Origin of the sequence: Leifsonia sp. CL147, assembly GCF_900114565.1 — a bacterium.
GTDB lineage: Bacteria > Actinomycetota > Actinomycetes > Actinomycetales > Microbacteriaceae > Leifsonia.
This window is the reverse complement of sequence record NZ_FOTM01000015.1, coordinates 35,223-50,260: the sequence shown is the minus strand read 5'-3', so window position 1 is coordinate 50,260 and position 15,038 is coordinate 35,223. Positions and strand designations below refer to the sequence as shown.

Here is a 15,038-nt window from a genome sequence, read left to right as displayed (position 1 = left end):
AGTCTGAGTTGCTCAGGTTTGAAAGGGCTGCCTAGATGCCGACCGGCGGCATGCCTGTAGCGATTATCTCGACAAACTTGTCACGCGCGGACTGGCGGATATTTGTTTTATTCAAAGCCGCCACAACCAACTCGTTGAATACTGCGAGATGCCACTCTGGGTCACCGTCGCCGATCGCGGCGTCACGCAATTGCGCATAGTCGATGTACTCGTACTGAACTCTCACGCCGTGCATTACTTCAATATCTGGCAGACCGTCGGCATCTCGGGAGTGCGCCACGAACACAACCCTGATTGACCAATTGGCGGGATCGTCAAGGTCCGCCCATGAATCCACCAGTCGCTGTTCAACGATTCGAGCCAGGGATCGCTGATGATCGCGAACGTACACGGCAGACAAGTGGCCACCGTGAGCTTCGAGTGCAATCGCCGTCCTCGAGTTCACGTTAGTGAACTCGACGTCGCCCAGCTTGTGCTGACTGAGATTGGTCCAGTTGATTCCATCGCCGATGCCCTTGGAACGCCAACCTGGTCTATCGAAAGCCAGCGTCGCAAGACAATCGACCACACACTGCTCAATGACCCCCTGGGTATTCGTTTCGGAGGTAGTGATGTAGCTGGTAACGGTCGTGAAGTCGTCGATGGTGGCGACCATATTGAGCAACGTTGGCTCGACGGTCTCAAGTTCGATCACGCGGATCAGCCAGGAACGGAAGACTCTCGCGACCTGGCGCCGGGCGCTGAAAGGCAGAGATTCCAACAGGCGGAGCAACTCGACCAGTGCGTGACTGTCATCCCCGCCGCGATTACGTGCCCACGTCGCGTTAAGCGTCTCAACCGCCTTGGCGTTGTTCAGGACTGGATTGCCAGTGACGGTCGGGTACCTTCCAAAAAGAGCAATACCGATAGCGCCACGTGGTCCAAACTCGTATAGGTAACTTGCGGGGTGGTCGTAGAATTCCAACGCCGTCGTGCACCAATGAAGTATCTGTAGATAGGGCCAGCGGATCTCTTCAGCCGCGTTTGCGCGGCACAGTGTGATGAGAAGCTCTGCGGTGTTAGCTTCGGGCGCCCACTTCGCTGCCTCGAGTCCAGTCACCTCGCATGTCTCAACGAGGTTGCTGTCAGGGAAAAGCGTGAGCGCGCGCTCCTGGTCGGTGCGCCAGAGATCGTCTCCGACCTCTGCGGCGTCCAGTGCTGGCAGTAGCGACAGTGCACGCGCTATAACCTGAACAGCGGCGTGAGGCACGCTAAGGCTGTTTTCCGTTGAATGGAGGAGCCGTGCGATTTGGGAGCACGACAAACGTTCTGCCGACAGAAGATGCGCGATAAGGCTAGTACGCGATAACAGGCGTCGTGCAAGAGTATGCGAAAGTCCCACGGCGTCGTCAGTGCCGGCCCGGAGGCGCTTATATAGGGCGAAATAGGTGCCGCCGTTGATGGCCCCGAATGAGTCGGCGCCGACTTGGAGAGCTTCTGCCACGGAATCGCGAAGCACAGGCGCGACCACCCCGTAGGCGCTCCAATCTCGCAGCGCTTGATCCAGCAGAATTACAAGGTCATCCTCGTTAACAGCGAAGCGAGGCGCTAGGGCGCGCACTGCATCGACCGCTTCGGACTCAAGCGCCGTGTCGAGAGGCAATTGGAGCTCGCTAAGAAGCTCTCCGAGACTTCGCGCCAATAGGTCAGGCATTGTGCTCCGTCCAAAAGCCGGGAGGGCGTCCTCCATGCGTACGCCAAAGCTCCGCAAGGGTGTCAGATGTGTCGTCTATGGTGAAGCCAAGCGCCTCGAACCAGGCGAACGTCTCTCCAACTGTCAATCGTCGGTGACCGGACTCAACTCGCGAGACAGCCGCCTGATCGATGCCGAGCTCAGCGGCAAGAGAGCCTTGCGACAGGTGCGCGTCGAGTCGGCTGCTTGCAAGAAGGTTCGCGAGCGCTCGATGGAAGTCGCCTTCGGCAGTGAACGAGGAAGACACGCCATGACGTTAGTGCGCTCGGATGTCGTTAGTTGCAATTAGGGTGAGGCTATGTCAAAAGCGCATAGCACTGTCCTCCCGACATCCGGGGCGAATGGCCTATCGTTCGTGTCCCTTTATTCGGGCGCGGGCGGCCTTGATCTGGGCTTCGCGCGGGCGGGGTTCACGCCGGTGTTTGCGAACGACATTGATCCATTCGCGGTCCAGACCTACAACAGGCTGCACGAGGTCCGAGACCCCGAATGGGCTGAAGCCGCTAAACGCTTTCAGGGCCACACTGCGGTCAGTGGCGACGTGCGGATTGCGGGTGCCGCTTTGGAAGAAGGCATGGCCGACCTAGTGATCGGCGGACCTCCGTGCCAGGGGTTCTCGGTTGCCGGGCGCATGGACCCGAATGATCCCCGATCACGCCATGTATTCGACTTTCTCGGTCTAGTGGCGCGAATCAAGCCGCAAGCGTTCGTTATGGAGAATGTGGCTGCGCTGGCGCGGAACAGACGTTGGGCCGACATAATTGCCGCTCTTAAGGACACCGCGGCACTCGATTACAAGGTGGAACTTGTCGTCCTCAACGCTTCCCATTGGGGCGTGCCCCAAGCCCGCGAGCGCATGTTTCTTGTTGGCGTTCCGCAGGACGGCGCTGATTTCCTTTTGCCCGATCCTCCAAGCAGCGATAAGCCCCCGACTGTTCGCGATGCGCTAGCCGAGTTGCCGCCCGCTGGAGAGGAGGGAAACGACTCGCTCTGCACGGCATCGATCACGCTGGCGAAGTCTCCGGTACTCCGACGCTCGCCATACGCCGGCATGCTCTTCAACGGGCAGGGGCGCGTTATGAACCTGGACCGGCCCGCGCCCACCTTGCCAGCGACGATGGGTGGAAACCGCACCCCGATCGTTGACGAAGGTCAGCTCTATCGCCGCGGGGATCCCTGGATTGAGTCATATCACGAGCGACTCTTCAAACACGGCATGCCGGCGCTCCCCGCGCTTCCGGATCAGGCGAGCTTGCGCCGGATCACGGTAGAGGAGGCGGCCGCAATACAGACGTTCCCTCACGACGTCCCGTGGCAGGGTCGCCAGTCGGCGCGCTACCGCCAGATCGGCAATGCTGTTCCGCCGCGTCTGGCGTACCACGTGGCCGCCGCGGTAGCGCGGGTTCTGCAGGAGAATGCATCCGAGGCTGAGCAGCCGGCGGCATAGTCGAACCTTTTGACGGTGCCGCGTTGATGTCAGGTGACCGGTATCGGGCATCGGGAGACCCGTGGAGCGACGTGCTCCAACGGGTTTCAGAGCAATAGAAGGGTCGGCACCGGCGTGGCGTTGGACGACGATGATTTTGCGCAATTCGTCTCAATGATGGAGGAGCTACGCGCGAAGGCGCGGCGGATAGAGGGTCAAAGACTACTCAGCCAAGCGAGCAAAGACTTGTCGAAGGTCCAAGACCTCATCGACCGTGTGCAAGTTGAGGAGGGTGGAGTCGCGGCCGCGCTAGATCAATCGTTCGCGGCATCAGGAACGCTCTTGCCGTCGACACTGATACGCACCCAACTCCGACTCGCGGCTCAATACCTTCAGGCTGCGCACCGCGCCGAACCCCCTGAGCTTTCGTGCTTTGTCGTATTACGCGCTGCGATCGAGTGCGCGGCTTCCGCGCACTGGTTGATGTCCGGCGGGAGCCACCGCGGGAACATGGGGCGAATTCTCAAACGCATGTGGTGGGACACCCTGAGTGCGGCGGATCTCGCCCGTACCGCCGACGAGAATCCCGACCTTAGCTCCTTGGAAGATCTCCGGCGAAGAATTGCGGACATCACTGGCCCGGTCAAGCGACTCGACGCAGAGTCGATCACAAACTCGCCGCGCGTTAGGCTGTCGGGCATCGTCAAGGACGCGAGTGAGGCACTACGTCCCGAGGATCCGACAATCCTTTATGCCACTTGGATGGTGTGCGCCGCCGTGTCCCACGGAAACGTACCCGTCTCGGCGGGTGCTGGAATCACCGCAGCGTCGATCCAACGACCCTCTCAACATCCCATCGACACGGTCGTATTCGCCCAGCTCGTATCGGTTACCACCACCAACCTTCGGATGACCGCTGAGTTATTCGAACGCCGAGCTGCCGAAAGGCACAAGCACGAACCTCGACGCCCTTAGTTGAGCTAAATAAATCGTCTCAATTGGGCCTAGTGGCGCTACGACAGACAGATTTAGCTCTAGCTGCGACTCCCGGTGATGGCGGGTGGAAGTTCGGGGAGGTCGATCACGTCAATGGGAGCAGTCTCAGGATGGTGGGATCCGTTGGCTTCGTTTTCGGCCCGCGCCAGCCCCTGCTGCATGGACTCCAGGAACACCTCGTACTCGGGGATCTGGGCGTTGGGTGCCGGGTCGGGTAGCGACGGAGCTGTCTGCAGGCTTTCTGGGAAGTACCAGCCGGTGCCGAACCCTGGGAACACCATCTCAACCACTGAGTAAACCTCGCTTGATCTCTTTCGTTAGTCGAAGTATAGGCATCGCCACTGACTCGCCCAAGATCGACACTGGCCCCAAGACGGGGTTAGTCTCTGGCTTCGACAAAATGCGACTGCAGACGCGCACGTTGGTACCAGGAGACGACCGGCGCGATGGCGTTCAGCGTCGCGAGTAGGGCCAACACCAGCCACGCCTGTTTGTGAGAAGCATCGCCAAGCATGATGCTGAACCATGCGGCGATGGCTGCTAAGCCAACAGTGGCCACAGAACTAACGCGCGCAGCTAGCACTCCTTCGCCAATGCGTCGCTCCGTTTGCACTCCGAGCCACAGCCCGATCGCCGACGGGAACGCCAGGACCAACGCCGCGAACTCCCAGTTATCGAATAGCACTCCGCGCCCCGACAGGACGGCGAAGAAGGCAAGCCATACAAGCACAGTGACCGAGCCCGCTGATGCGGCAGCCGAGCCCATCGAGCCGGGCATTCGCTCGTAATACTGCGTGTTATACACAAAGTCCTCGGTCTTCGATGCGGATCGAATATATAGGTGGGCATGTCGTTGGCCTAGGCGCTTTGGGCCTACGACGTGGCCCGAAATCGCTGCTGATGGCGCGGAGGGATTCGGGGTGCTTTGCCTGGCCAGGTAGGTGTTCTCTGGGCCGATGACCTCGAGATGGTAGCTTGCAGCGCGCTCCGCATTCACGAGGGGCACCGAGATCAGGGTTGGTCGGATGCCGAATACGACCCTAATCCGATCGATAGCCCGAGGTGCCGTCTTCCTCGAATGGGTTGAGTCGTAGTGGAATTCGGCGATGATTCTGCGACGAGCCGATAACCGAAGGGTCCGTTCGTACGTCGGCTGTGAAGACCCACGTTCCTCTTCAGCAACTGCGGAGCGATGCCGTGACTCTGCGGCGCGGGTGATTTCATCTGAGACCTCGGCGAAGCGCGGAGCCGTAGCGCCTGAATCGAACCTCGTTGTCATGTCTTCAATCGGCACGGCCACACAGATAGGTTCGCGCTTGTAGTAGGTGGCGAGAAACTTCGCGACAGCGTCTCGCTCGAATTGCGGCGAGTCTGTTTCAAGTTCCCTGATCGCCTCAATCGCAGTCGAAAGATAGCTTGGATCGGCTACACCATCGTAGAAGAGGAGGGATGCTAAGTAGCGTTCGAGCTGGCCCAAGTACTTCGAGTAAGGGATTGGCCCCCAACTCTGCACTGCTCGGCGCGTGACAGCGAGCGTATATGCGACGGTGTCTAGCCGAGTCATTGATGAAAGCCGGTCGCCCTTCGGCCCCACAAATCGCATGCCATCTTCGACGGTTCCGCGCCCCCGTAGCAACAAAGGAACGACTACCGTTTCCCGCGCCGTTGTGGGCAGTCTGAGCGTTGCTGTCGTGGTGATGCTGAAGGACCGAGTTAGCGCCTCGACAGACTCCGAGATCCGATCAAAGTACTCCTGCGGGCGTGTTGACAGGTAGATGAATCGAACCGCTTGAGCATCGGTGATACTCGCAAAGCGGTCGACTCTCTCCAATAGAGCATCGATTGCCTCCGCTCTCGCCGGCTCTGTCGTCGACCTATCTGCAAAATCAGGCTCGACGTAGATCTTCCACATCAGCCGCAGGTAGGCCGCGGCCAATCCAACACTGAGAACGGTACACATTAGGGCTAGAAGCCAGACCTTTATGGCAAGTACCCACAAGAATGCCGCGCTCACTGCTAAGACGATTGATGGGGTGGCGAGCCAGAGACGAAAGGAACGGCTAAGGATCCACCGCCGAAGGGTCCCCGTTGAATCGCCCGATGGCGAGCCGGTTTCCGCCGCCTCTTCTGTCATGGTCGCTCCCGTGCCCCACCGCAAAGCTGCAGCCCTGAACATACCGCAGTTAAGTCGCTCACGTGGTGGAACCTCGTGTCGTGTAGCGTGTCCGGGACCTCGACTCGTCGGAGCCGGTCAGGGGCGGACGCGTCTGTTGAGCCCTTCCGCGATAGTCGCCCTTCTGGCGAGATCTGAACATCGCCGGATGCAGACCGATGCGACGATCAGCGCCAGTCTGGATACAGTTCCAGGAATCGAGTGGCGGAAGTAGCAACTAGACAACCTAAATGGTTGTCGCTCGCGGTAGGTTAGATTTCAGATTTGACGCATGGCCTAATTTGCCCACAATTTGCCCACAATCGAGTGAGTTCCTATGTGATCGCAGTCATCTCGCCGAGGTCAAAAAGCGCGGAATTCCGCGGAATTTGGCATCACGGTAACAGTGCTTAAGGGTGGTCGCAGTTTTCGAGTCCCTCCAGGGGCACCTTGTCGTGGCCTCCACCCTTTCCGCATCCCTCCCACCACCTCCGTTCGCCTACCCCCCTTAACCGTCGTCGTCCCACCCCCCGCCCTATCGCCCGAACCCGACACCTCGACCTGACTGTCGCCCCATCGTGATAGACAACTGGTATGAGTCCCGATTCGGCATCCGGCGCTTTCGGCGTGTTCAGTCACCTGAACGCGCCGAACGCTGAGTTGTACCGGAGGGTGCTCGGCGCGTTCGTGGCGTCGAAGGAGCGGTTCCACCTTCATCTTCGCCCTGACGACGTGCTCGCACAGCTTCGCAGGTCCGCCGAGGGCGACGATGTGGTCCCGACGATCGAGGCGACGACAGCCGCGCTCGAGTCGCTCGTCGAGTGGGGGAATCTCATCGCGACCCCGGATACGGGGAGGGTCGTCCAGGTCGAGGACTTCTATTCGAAGCGGCAACTCTTCCAGCTGAGCCGGGCCGGCGACGCTGCCGAGCTCGCCCTGCAGCGATTCGATGAGGCGCTGGGGCGGCGTGGCTCGCTGCAGACAGTGGCGCTGGAGGACATCGCCGCGACGCTGGGACAGTTCCTCGGCCTGATCGGCGCGGACGAGCTCGACGTGGCGCTCATCCAGACGAGCCTCACCGCACTCACGACCCGCTTCACCGAGCTGGCCGAGAACGCCAGCGCCTTCATGGGCTCGCTGCAGCGGACGATCGATCTCACCGACACCGACGAGGACGCATTCGTCGCCTACAAATCACGACTGGTGGAGTACCTGGAGCGATTCATCCGCGACCTGACGGTGCGCGGGCCCCAGATCGCATCGATGCTCCACGACGCCGATCCGGACCTCGTAGAGCGCGCACTCCGCGCCCTTGCTGACAGAGATTCCTTCGCTGACGCGCCGGTGCTCGACGACGAGGAGGTGGCACAGCAATCCGACCGCTACTTCTCCGTCTGGATGAACCGCTGGGAGGGACTGAACGGCTGGTTCCTCTCCGACGGGCGCCGGGACAGCCAGGCGAAGCTGCTGCGGATGGCGGCACTCGCAGCGATTCCCACGCTTCTCAGCGCGGTTCAGGCCGTTCACGCCCGCCGTTCCGGCCGGTCCGACCGTTCCACCGACTATCTGAGGCTCGCCGTGTGGTTCCAGGAGGCCGACAACGATGAAGACCGTCACCGACTCGCGCGTGCGGCCTTCGGCCTCTATTCGGCCCGGCATCTGACGGTCGATTCCGAGACCTGGCAGCGATGGAACGAAGACCAGTCGCTGGCCGGAGCACGGTGGGCGGATGCACCGCCGGTCGAGATCTCCCCGCAGCTTCGGCGCACGGGGAGCTACGAGCGCAAGGGCCGACCGAATCAGGTCGTCGACCGCTCAGCGGAGCGAGCGATGCTCGCCCTGCGCGTGCGGCAGGAAGCGGAGCAGATCGCGCGGGCCCGACGGCGACTGGCCACCCGCGGCGAGGTTCGGCTCAGCGCGCTCGCGGGTCTCGACCGCACCTCATTCGGCCTCTTCCTCTCGCTTCTCGGGGACGCTCTCGTCGCGAAGAGGCCCGGCGAGCGGACCGTGAGCACCGCCTCCAGTGACGGCATGATGCACATCGAACTCACCCAGCTCGACTCGGATGCGATGGTGGCTCTCGAGACGGCGTCGGGCACGCTCTGGGGGCCCGATCATCGAGTCCGGATCACGGACCTCAGCCAGGGCGCCGGAGAGCAGCTCGGCTCGACCGCGGTCGAGCGCGCATCGTGAGCGTCGTCTCGAGCATCGATGACCGGCAGCGCGCTGCGAGGCTTCTGCTGCGCCATCCGCTCATCCGCTCCTCCGATGCGGACCGGTTTCGGCTGGTTCGCCGTCATGCCGGCGACCTGGCCGAATGGTTCGACATCAACACAGGCTGGGTGCTCCACCGGGACAGCGAGGTCGTGCGCCTCGATCGCGAGCCGGCGACGGTCACCGATGCGACTCATCCCTTCGCGACGAAGGCGTCCTCGACCCCGTTCTCGAGGCGGCGGTACGTCGTGTTGATGCTCTGCCTGTCCGTGCTGGAGCGCAGCGACAGTCAGATCGCGTTGGGCCGCCTGGCGGAGCAGGTGATCCTGGCGGGAGGCGCGGACGAGCTGGTCTCGGCCGGATTCTCCTTCGGGCTGACCAGCCGGGAGGAGCGCGGCGACCTGGTCGCGGCGGTTCAGCTGCTTCTCCACTGGGGAGTCCTCTCCCGCGTCGCCGGTGATGAACAGGATTTCGTGCGGGAAACCGGAGATGCCCTCTACGACGTATCGCGGCGCGTTCTTTCGCAACTGCTCGTGACACGTCGTGGTCCGTCGACCGTCGGCGGCCGGACGCTCGACGAACGCTTGAACGGGATGCGTGACCGAGGGGCCGCTCCGACCGACGAACTGCGCAACCGTCGCCTGCGGCACCGCCTCACTCGTCGGCTCCTCGATGATCCGGTGCTCTATTTCGCCGAGCTGACCGACGAGGAGAACGCCTACCTGCGCAGTCAGCGTGCAGCGATCTCCCGTCGTATCACCGAGCTCACCGGCCTGGTGCCCGAACAACGGGAGGAAGGCCTTGCGATGGTGGATTTCGACGACGACCTCAGTGACGTGCGCATGCCCGAGAAGGGGACCGAGGGACACGTGACCCTGCTCATCGCCGAACATCTCGCGCGATCGGGTGAGGTGATCCACGATGTGGACCGCCTCGTCGGCGCGGTTCGCGCGTGGGCGCCTCAGTTCGCCAAGTATTGGAGGGCCGGGGCGCGCGACTCCGCCGCGGCACCGGAACTCGTGGAGGTCGCGCTCGCGCGGCTCGCGGCCCTCCGTCTCATCACTCGTGGCGAGGACACGGTCGAGGCGCTTCCGGCGCTCAGTCGCTTCGCCCTCGCCGAGCCGACCATCCTGGGGAATCCGAAACTGTGACCATCGAAACCACTGCATCCGTGCCGACCACCGGTTCCGCGTTGCAGACCCCGACGAGCGTTCGCTGGCAGCCCCTCCGCTTGGGGATCGTCGACCTCTTCTATTACGAGGACGAGGAATTCCCGTTCGTCGACGGTCGCCTGCTGCTGCGCGGGAACAACGGCGCCGGCAAGTCGAAGGTCCTCGCGCTGACATTGCCGTTGCTGTTCGACGGCGACCTGTCGCCGCAACGGGTCGAACCGGACGGTGACCGCCAGAAGCGCATGGAGTGGAACCTCCTGCTCGGGGACGAGCACCCGAACAACGAACGCGTCGGCTACAGCTGGCTGGAATTCGGGCGCCTCGACGAGAACGGCGAGCCGCACTTCACGACAATCGGGCTCGGGCTCAAGGCCGCGAGAGGCCGCGCCATCACCAAGCATTGGTTCTTCGTCACCGAGCAGCGAGTCGGCGAGCAGTTGCAGCTCATCGATAAGGGGCGACTGGTGCTCGGGCGAGACCGCCTGGCGTCCGCACTCGAAGGCTCCGGCCGTGTCTACGACAGCAAAGGCGAGTACCGGCACGCGGTCGATCAGCGGCTTTTCGGCTTGGGGGAGCGCCGGTACGCGGAACTGATCGAGCTCTTGCTGCAGATTCGCGCCCCGCAGTTGTCGAAGAAGCCGAGCGAGGCTGCGCTGTCGGAGGCTCTCACGCGAGCGCTCACTCCGGTCGGGGACGACGTGATCAAGGCTGTTGCCGATGGGCTGCGGTCGCTCGACGAGGAGCGCGACGAGGTCAAGCAGCTCGTCGCGGACCAGAAGGCGGTGCGCGGATTCCTGGACCATTACCGGGAGTACGCGAGGGTGATGCTCAAGCGCCAGGCGGAGCCGCCGCGCGCCCATCAGTCGGAATACGAGCGCTATGGTCGCGACATCATCCAGGCGACCGCGGAACTCGACCGGCTGGACGAGCAACTCGCGGACCTCGGAACGCAGCTCGCCCTGTTGCGTCAGGAACGCGTCGAACTGAGCGGCGAACGCGAGGCCCTGCGAGACAGCGAGAACGCTGAAAGCGAGCGCTTGCTGGAGATGGCAGTGACGGCGGCCCAGGAGGCGGACGAGCGCGCTGACTTGGCGAGCGACGCGAAGAAGCGCGCGGAAGACCGCCTCAATGTCGCGCGGGAGGAGGCTGACGCCGATCACGATCGCACGGACCAGGCGCGTCGTCGTGCACACGACGCGACACGCGCTGCCGATCAGGCGGGCGCCGCAGCCGGGGTCACGCGTCGCCACGACGAGCTGCTCCAGGTGCCGGCCGAGCAGCTGGCCGACGCGATCGAGGAGGATCGTGCGGCCACCAGCGCCGAGATCGGCCGCATGCGCGAGGCACTGGAGCGGGTGAAGGCGCTTCTCGAGGCAGTGGCCGGAGCCGAGGCCGCCGTGGCCCAGAGCGCGCTCCGCGAGGCCGAGGCCGAGACCCGACGGTCGGATGCGATGGAGGAGCGGGTCGTCGCCGATGCCGCGGTCGATGAAGCGGTCGACTCCTATCTGTCTGAGGTGGAGATCACGCTCGCCGCTCTCACGGAACTGTCGATCTCCGCTGCCGCTTTCGAAGAGCTGGCCGATTGGGTCCGGGTCCGGACCGGTGAGAACCCGGCGGTCAAGGCGCTCCGCGCGTCCGCGGACGAGGTGATGGACGATCTGCGGGCGCAGCGCGCCTCCGCGGAGATCCAGGTGGAGGAGCTGGTCCGTCGATGCGACGAGCTCCAGACCGAGATCGAGGCGCTGGAGTCCGGAGAATCCGTCGAGCCTGAGGTGCCCTCGATGCACCGCGCAGCACCGGCGGAGTCGATCCCGCTGTGGCGGGCGGTGAGTTTTCGCAACGAGGTCGACGACGCAGCTCGTGCCGGACTGGAGGCGGCGCTCGAGGCGAGCGGATTTCTCACCGCTGCCGTCGTCTCCGACGGCTCCGTCCGGAGCGCCGAAGACGGCCAGCTTCTCCTGCTCGCGACCGGGGCGCCTGCGCCGGGCGCGCCGGGTCGGACTCTCGCCGACGTCCTGATCGCGGAGCCTCCGACGGGTTCTCCGGTGACGGAACCCACGATCACGATGGTGCTCCGAAGCATTGCTCTGAGCGAGGGGCCGGATGCGGATCCCGCGCCGGTGTGGGTGGGTACCTCCGGCCGTTACCGCCTCGGAGCGGCCTACGGTGCATGGTCCACCGAGACCGCACGGTTCATCGGCGAGACCGCCCGATCGGCCGCGCGCGAGCGCCGGCTCGCTGAGGCGCGCCTCGAACGCGACCGGCTCCTCGCCGAGCGGTCCGCGGTTGAGGAGATCCTGGCCGCGATTGCCGGACGTGCAGCGACGGTCGAACGGGAGAGAGCAGCGATCCCGTACCCGCAAGCGCTGCAAGACGCGGATCGGGCCGCTCACGCCGCTGCCGAGCAAGTGAGACGCTGCGAGGTGCAGCTGACCGCGGCTCGTGAGGCGGTCCGGGTTGCCGCGGACCGCGCTCGGTCGGCTGCGGAAGAACTTCGGTTGGACGCGGAGGTCCTCGGGCTTCCCGCGGACGCGCAGAGCATTCGAGCGCTCGATGGGGCGCTGTCCGTGTACGAGCGACGCGCCGAGACCGCCTGGAACGACCTGGACCGGCTCGCAACCGCCGAGAGAGAGTCGGTGCGCTCCGCAGAACGACGAGAGCAGGCTCAGCAGGATGCTGCTCGTGCCTCGGAAGCGAAGGAGTCCGCGGATACCGATCTGATCGCCAAACGTTCGCACGCCGACGCCTTGCGGATGTCTGTCGGCAGTGACGTGGAACTCCATCGGCAGCGCGTCGCGGAAAACGCACACCGCATCAAGAAGGTGGAAGGAGAACTCTCGCGGCTGGATCGGGAGGAGCGCGGGTTCAGCGACGCGCGCATCCGGCTCAGTGAGAGGCTCGACGGGCTGCGAGGCGACCAGGAGCGCAGCAACACCGCCCGAGTGGCAGCCGTCGAGGGCCTCCGTCGAACGACAGCGCTCGGGCTGGCGCGCGTGGCCGAGCTCGCAGCTGAGGAACCCGAAGGAGCGGAGTGGCCGGTAACCTCCGGCGTGCTGTTCGCACGCGCCCTCGATGCCGAACTCGCGAACGTCGACGCGTCGGTCGAGCGGTACAACCGGCTTCTGTCGCAGGTCCACACCGAGTTCACCGAGCTCCAGCGTTCGCTCGGCCGTCATGGGGACGAGGCGGCGTACATCCCGACCGACGACGGCGTGCGCGTGGTCGTCACGGTGTCGGGCAAAGAGATGCTGCTCGTCGACCGAGCAGCCCAGCTGGGCGAGCGTATCGAAGAGCATGAGCGTCTGCTCAACTCCAAGGAGCGGGAGATCATCCAGACCCACCTCGTCGCCGAGGTCGGGGCTCAGCTGTCGGAGCTGATCGGCGAGGCCGACCAGCAGAGTGTCGAGCTGAACAAGGAATTGCGAAACCGCCCCACCTCCACGGGCATGATCCTGCGGGTTCTGTGGAGGCCGCGCGCCGACGGTCCTGCGGGCCTCGCCGAGGCGCGGCGGATCCTCGGAACGACGGCGGATGTCTGGAGCGAGGAGGACCGCACCGTTCTGGGTGCGTTCCTGCAGGCGCGGATCGCGGAGGTCCGGGACGCGGACGAGGGCGGCAACTGGTACGACCACCTCGGTGAAGCTCTCGACTACCGGCGCTGGCACCGCTTCGCCGTCGAGCGTCTGCAGGGCGGAAAGTGGAAACCGGCGACGGGTCCCGCTTCCGGTGGGGAGCGCGTGCTGGCGGCGAGCATCCCGCTCTTCGCCGCCGCCTCCTCCCACTACCGAACCGCTGCGAACCGCCATGCGCCGCGGCTGATCATGCTCGACGAGGCTTTCGCGGGAGTCGACGACAGTGCCCGAGCCGACTGCCTCGGGCTCTTGGCGGAGTTCGACCTCGACGTCGTCATGACCAGCGAGCGGGAGTGGGGATGCTATCCCGAGGTTCCCGGGCTTTCCATCGCACAGCTCACGCGCTTCGACGGTGCTAACGCCGTTCATGTACAGCGCTGGAGGTGGGATGGCCGGCAGCGCACGCAGGCAGTCGAACGCATGTCGATCGGCGAGCCCGCCGGCGCAGCGGGTGAACTGTGGTGAGCGAGGATGCTTCCCACGTTGAGCGGCTGCGCGGAGTTCTCGGCACGCCGGACACCGCGTGGTTGCTCAACCGGTTGCGATCGCGCCTGGAACAGAAGGGTTCTCTGACCGGCACCGTCAGCAAACGGTCCGCGAGCACCGCGGAGCGGATCGCCGTCTCCCGGCTGTTCGGGAATCCCGTCCGCACGGGGTCCAGCGCGACGGTCTCGCTGGAGATGCTCGACGCGAAGCTGCGTCGCGGAGCCTGGCCGGACGGGCTGGAGTCCGCCGTCGTCGCCCTCACAGGGCCGGTGATCGGACCAGACGAACGCCGAGCCGAGCGCGAAGCCTGGGATGAGGCCTCCCACGTGCTCCGCCAGGTCACCGGCATCCACCTTCAGCTCGCAGATTGGGTGGAGCAGGCCGAGCGCTGGGGCACGCTCAAACGTGCCGTTCGGTCGCCGGCCGAGGCCAGTCGTCTGGCAGGTCAGCTTGTGATGCTGGCCAAAGCGCTCCCCGCGGAAGGGGAGGTGCTGGGGGTGCTCGCTGCGCGGCTCTTCGGGGACGCCCACGCGCTCGACCCGAAGACGACGCTCGGTGCGCTGGCGGCGGGCCTCGCCGCAGCGCTCGGGGAGCGGCCCAGCCCGTCGAGCGCCCACGACCGACGGGAAGCATGGCTTGCGTGCGGCGTCGTTGTGGACGACCTCTCCTCGACAGTCATCGCACTGGGACTTCCCGGCGGCGACTCGTCACCGACGGCCCGAGCCCTGGCGGCACTATCCGATTCGGGTCAGCCGGCCGTGCTGACCTATCGGCAGCTGGCCGTCGATGACATCGGCGTCTGCCCGGGGGTGGTCTGGGTGTGTGAGAACCCCGCGGTCATCGCATCGGCTGCAGACCGCTTTCGGGGTTCGGCGCCGGCGCTCGTGTGTGTGAACGGACAGCCGGGCGCTGCTGTGGTCCGCTTGCTGAGCCGGCTGATCGAGGGCGGTTCCCGTCTGCGCTACCACGGTGACTTCGATGCGGGCGGTGTCTCGATCGCGCGAACCTTGGCACGTAGGGTGCCGTGGTCGCCGTGGCGCTTCGACGAGAAGCACTACCGTGCCGCGTGCGCGGGTGGGGAGTCGTTCTCGAGTTTCACGGGAATGGTGGGGGAGACGCCTTGGGATCCCGGTCTGTCGGCCGCAATGCAGGAGTTCCGCCTTCGGGTCGAAGAGGAGTCGGTTCTTCAGGAGCTCTTGGAAGATCTCGAGGAACGCTAGGTGGCTGT

10 protein-coding genes are annotated in these 15,038 nt (G+C 64.4%); 6 read left to right on the top strand and 4 right to left on the bottom strand.

The window, feature by feature from the left end; genetic code table 11:
• Window positions 1–31: 31 nt before the first annotated feature.
• Both BM287_RS17615 and BM287_RS13020 read right to left on the bottom strand, forming a co-directional pair.
• Complete coding sequence (locus BM287_RS17615) at window positions 32–1,642, bottom strand: hypothetical protein (RefSeq protein ID WP_139230679.1); 1,611 nt, start codon at window positions 1,640–1,642, stop codon at window positions 32–34.
• Window positions 1,643–1,685: 43 nt separating this feature from the next.
• Window positions 1,686–1,979, bottom strand: a complete 294-nt coding sequence (locus tag BM287_RS13020; protein WP_090040370.1) for a helix-turn-helix transcriptional regulator — start codon at window positions 1,977–1,979, stop codon at window positions 1,686–1,688.
• Between the two features lie 51 nt (window positions 1,980–2,030).
• Here BM287_RS13020 and BM287_RS13015 point away from each other — a divergent pair, with 51 nt between their 5' ends.
• Window positions 2,031–3,179 (top strand): DNA cytosine methyltransferase, encoded by a 1,149-nt coding sequence (locus tag BM287_RS13015; protein ID WP_090040372.1) that lies wholly within the window; start codon window positions 2,031–2,033, stop codon window positions 3,177–3,179.
• A gap of 114 nt (window positions 3,180–3,293) precedes the next feature.
• Window positions 3,294–4,133 (top strand): hypothetical protein, encoded by an 840-nt coding sequence (locus tag BM287_RS13010; protein WP_090107324.1) that lies wholly within the window; start codon window positions 3,294–3,296, stop codon window positions 4,131–4,133.
• A 59-nt stretch (window positions 4,134–4,192) separates the two neighbouring features.
• On the opposite strand, the gene BM287_RS13005 is transcribed toward BM287_RS13010, so the two are convergent.
• Together BM287_RS13005 and BM287_RS17610 are read right to left on the bottom strand one after the other, a co-directional pair.
• Complete coding sequence (locus BM287_RS13005) at window positions 4,193–4,444, bottom strand: hypothetical protein (protein ID WP_090040374.1); 252 nt, start codon at window positions 4,442–4,444, stop codon at window positions 4,193–4,195.
• A gap of 89 nt (window positions 4,445–4,533) precedes the next feature.
• Window positions 4,534–6,168, bottom strand: a complete 1,635-nt coding sequence (locus BM287_RS17610) for a hypothetical protein (protein ID WP_139230678.1) — start codon at window positions 6,166–6,168, stop codon at window positions 4,534–4,536.
• Window positions 6,169–6,900: 732 nt separating this feature from the next.
• On the opposite strand from BM287_RS17610, the gene BM287_RS12995 reads away from it, so the two are divergent.
• From BM287_RS12995 to BM287_RS12980, 4 genes are read left to right on the top strand one after another with little or no spacing between them, the layout of a single operon-like run.
• Window positions 6,901–8,499 (top strand): TIGR02677 family protein, encoded by a 1,599-nt coding sequence (locus BM287_RS12995; RefSeq protein ID WP_090040384.1) that lies wholly within the window; start codon window positions 6,901–6,903, stop codon window positions 8,497–8,499.
• The gene (locus tag BM287_RS12990; protein WP_090040386.1) at window positions 8,496–9,671 is read left to right on the top strand and encodes a TIGR02678 family protein; all 1,176 of its coding nucleotides are present in this window, start codon (window positions 8,496–8,498) and stop codon (window positions 9,669–9,671) included. Before BM287_RS12995 ends, BM287_RS12990 begins: the two co-directional genes overlap by 4 nt.
• Complete coding sequence (locus tag BM287_RS12985) at window positions 9,668–13,789, top strand: TIGR02680 family protein (RefSeq protein WP_090040389.1); 4,122 nt, start codon at window positions 9,668–9,670, stop codon at window positions 13,787–13,789. The genes BM287_RS12990 and BM287_RS12985 overlap by 4 nt, the downstream gene beginning before the upstream one ends.
• Window positions 13,786–15,030, top strand: coding sequence for a TIGR02679 family protein (locus tag BM287_RS12980; RefSeq protein ID WP_170857544.1), 1,245 nt, complete (start codon window positions 13,786–13,788; stop codon window positions 15,028–15,030). The genes BM287_RS12985 and BM287_RS12980 overlap by 4 nt, the downstream gene beginning before the upstream one ends.
• Window positions 15,031–15,038: the final 8 nt, after the last annotated feature.

What these genes read in the sequence shown, in the direction of transcription:
- BM287_RS13015 (WP_090040372.1), top strand. Translation starts at nt 2,031, where the DNA reads ATGTCAAAAGCGCATAGCACTGTCCTCCCGACATCCGGGGCGAATGGC.
- BM287_RS12995 (WP_090040384.1), top strand. Translation starts at nt 6,901, where the DNA reads ATGAGTCCCGATTCGGCATCCGGCGCTTTCGGCGTGTTCAGTCACCTG.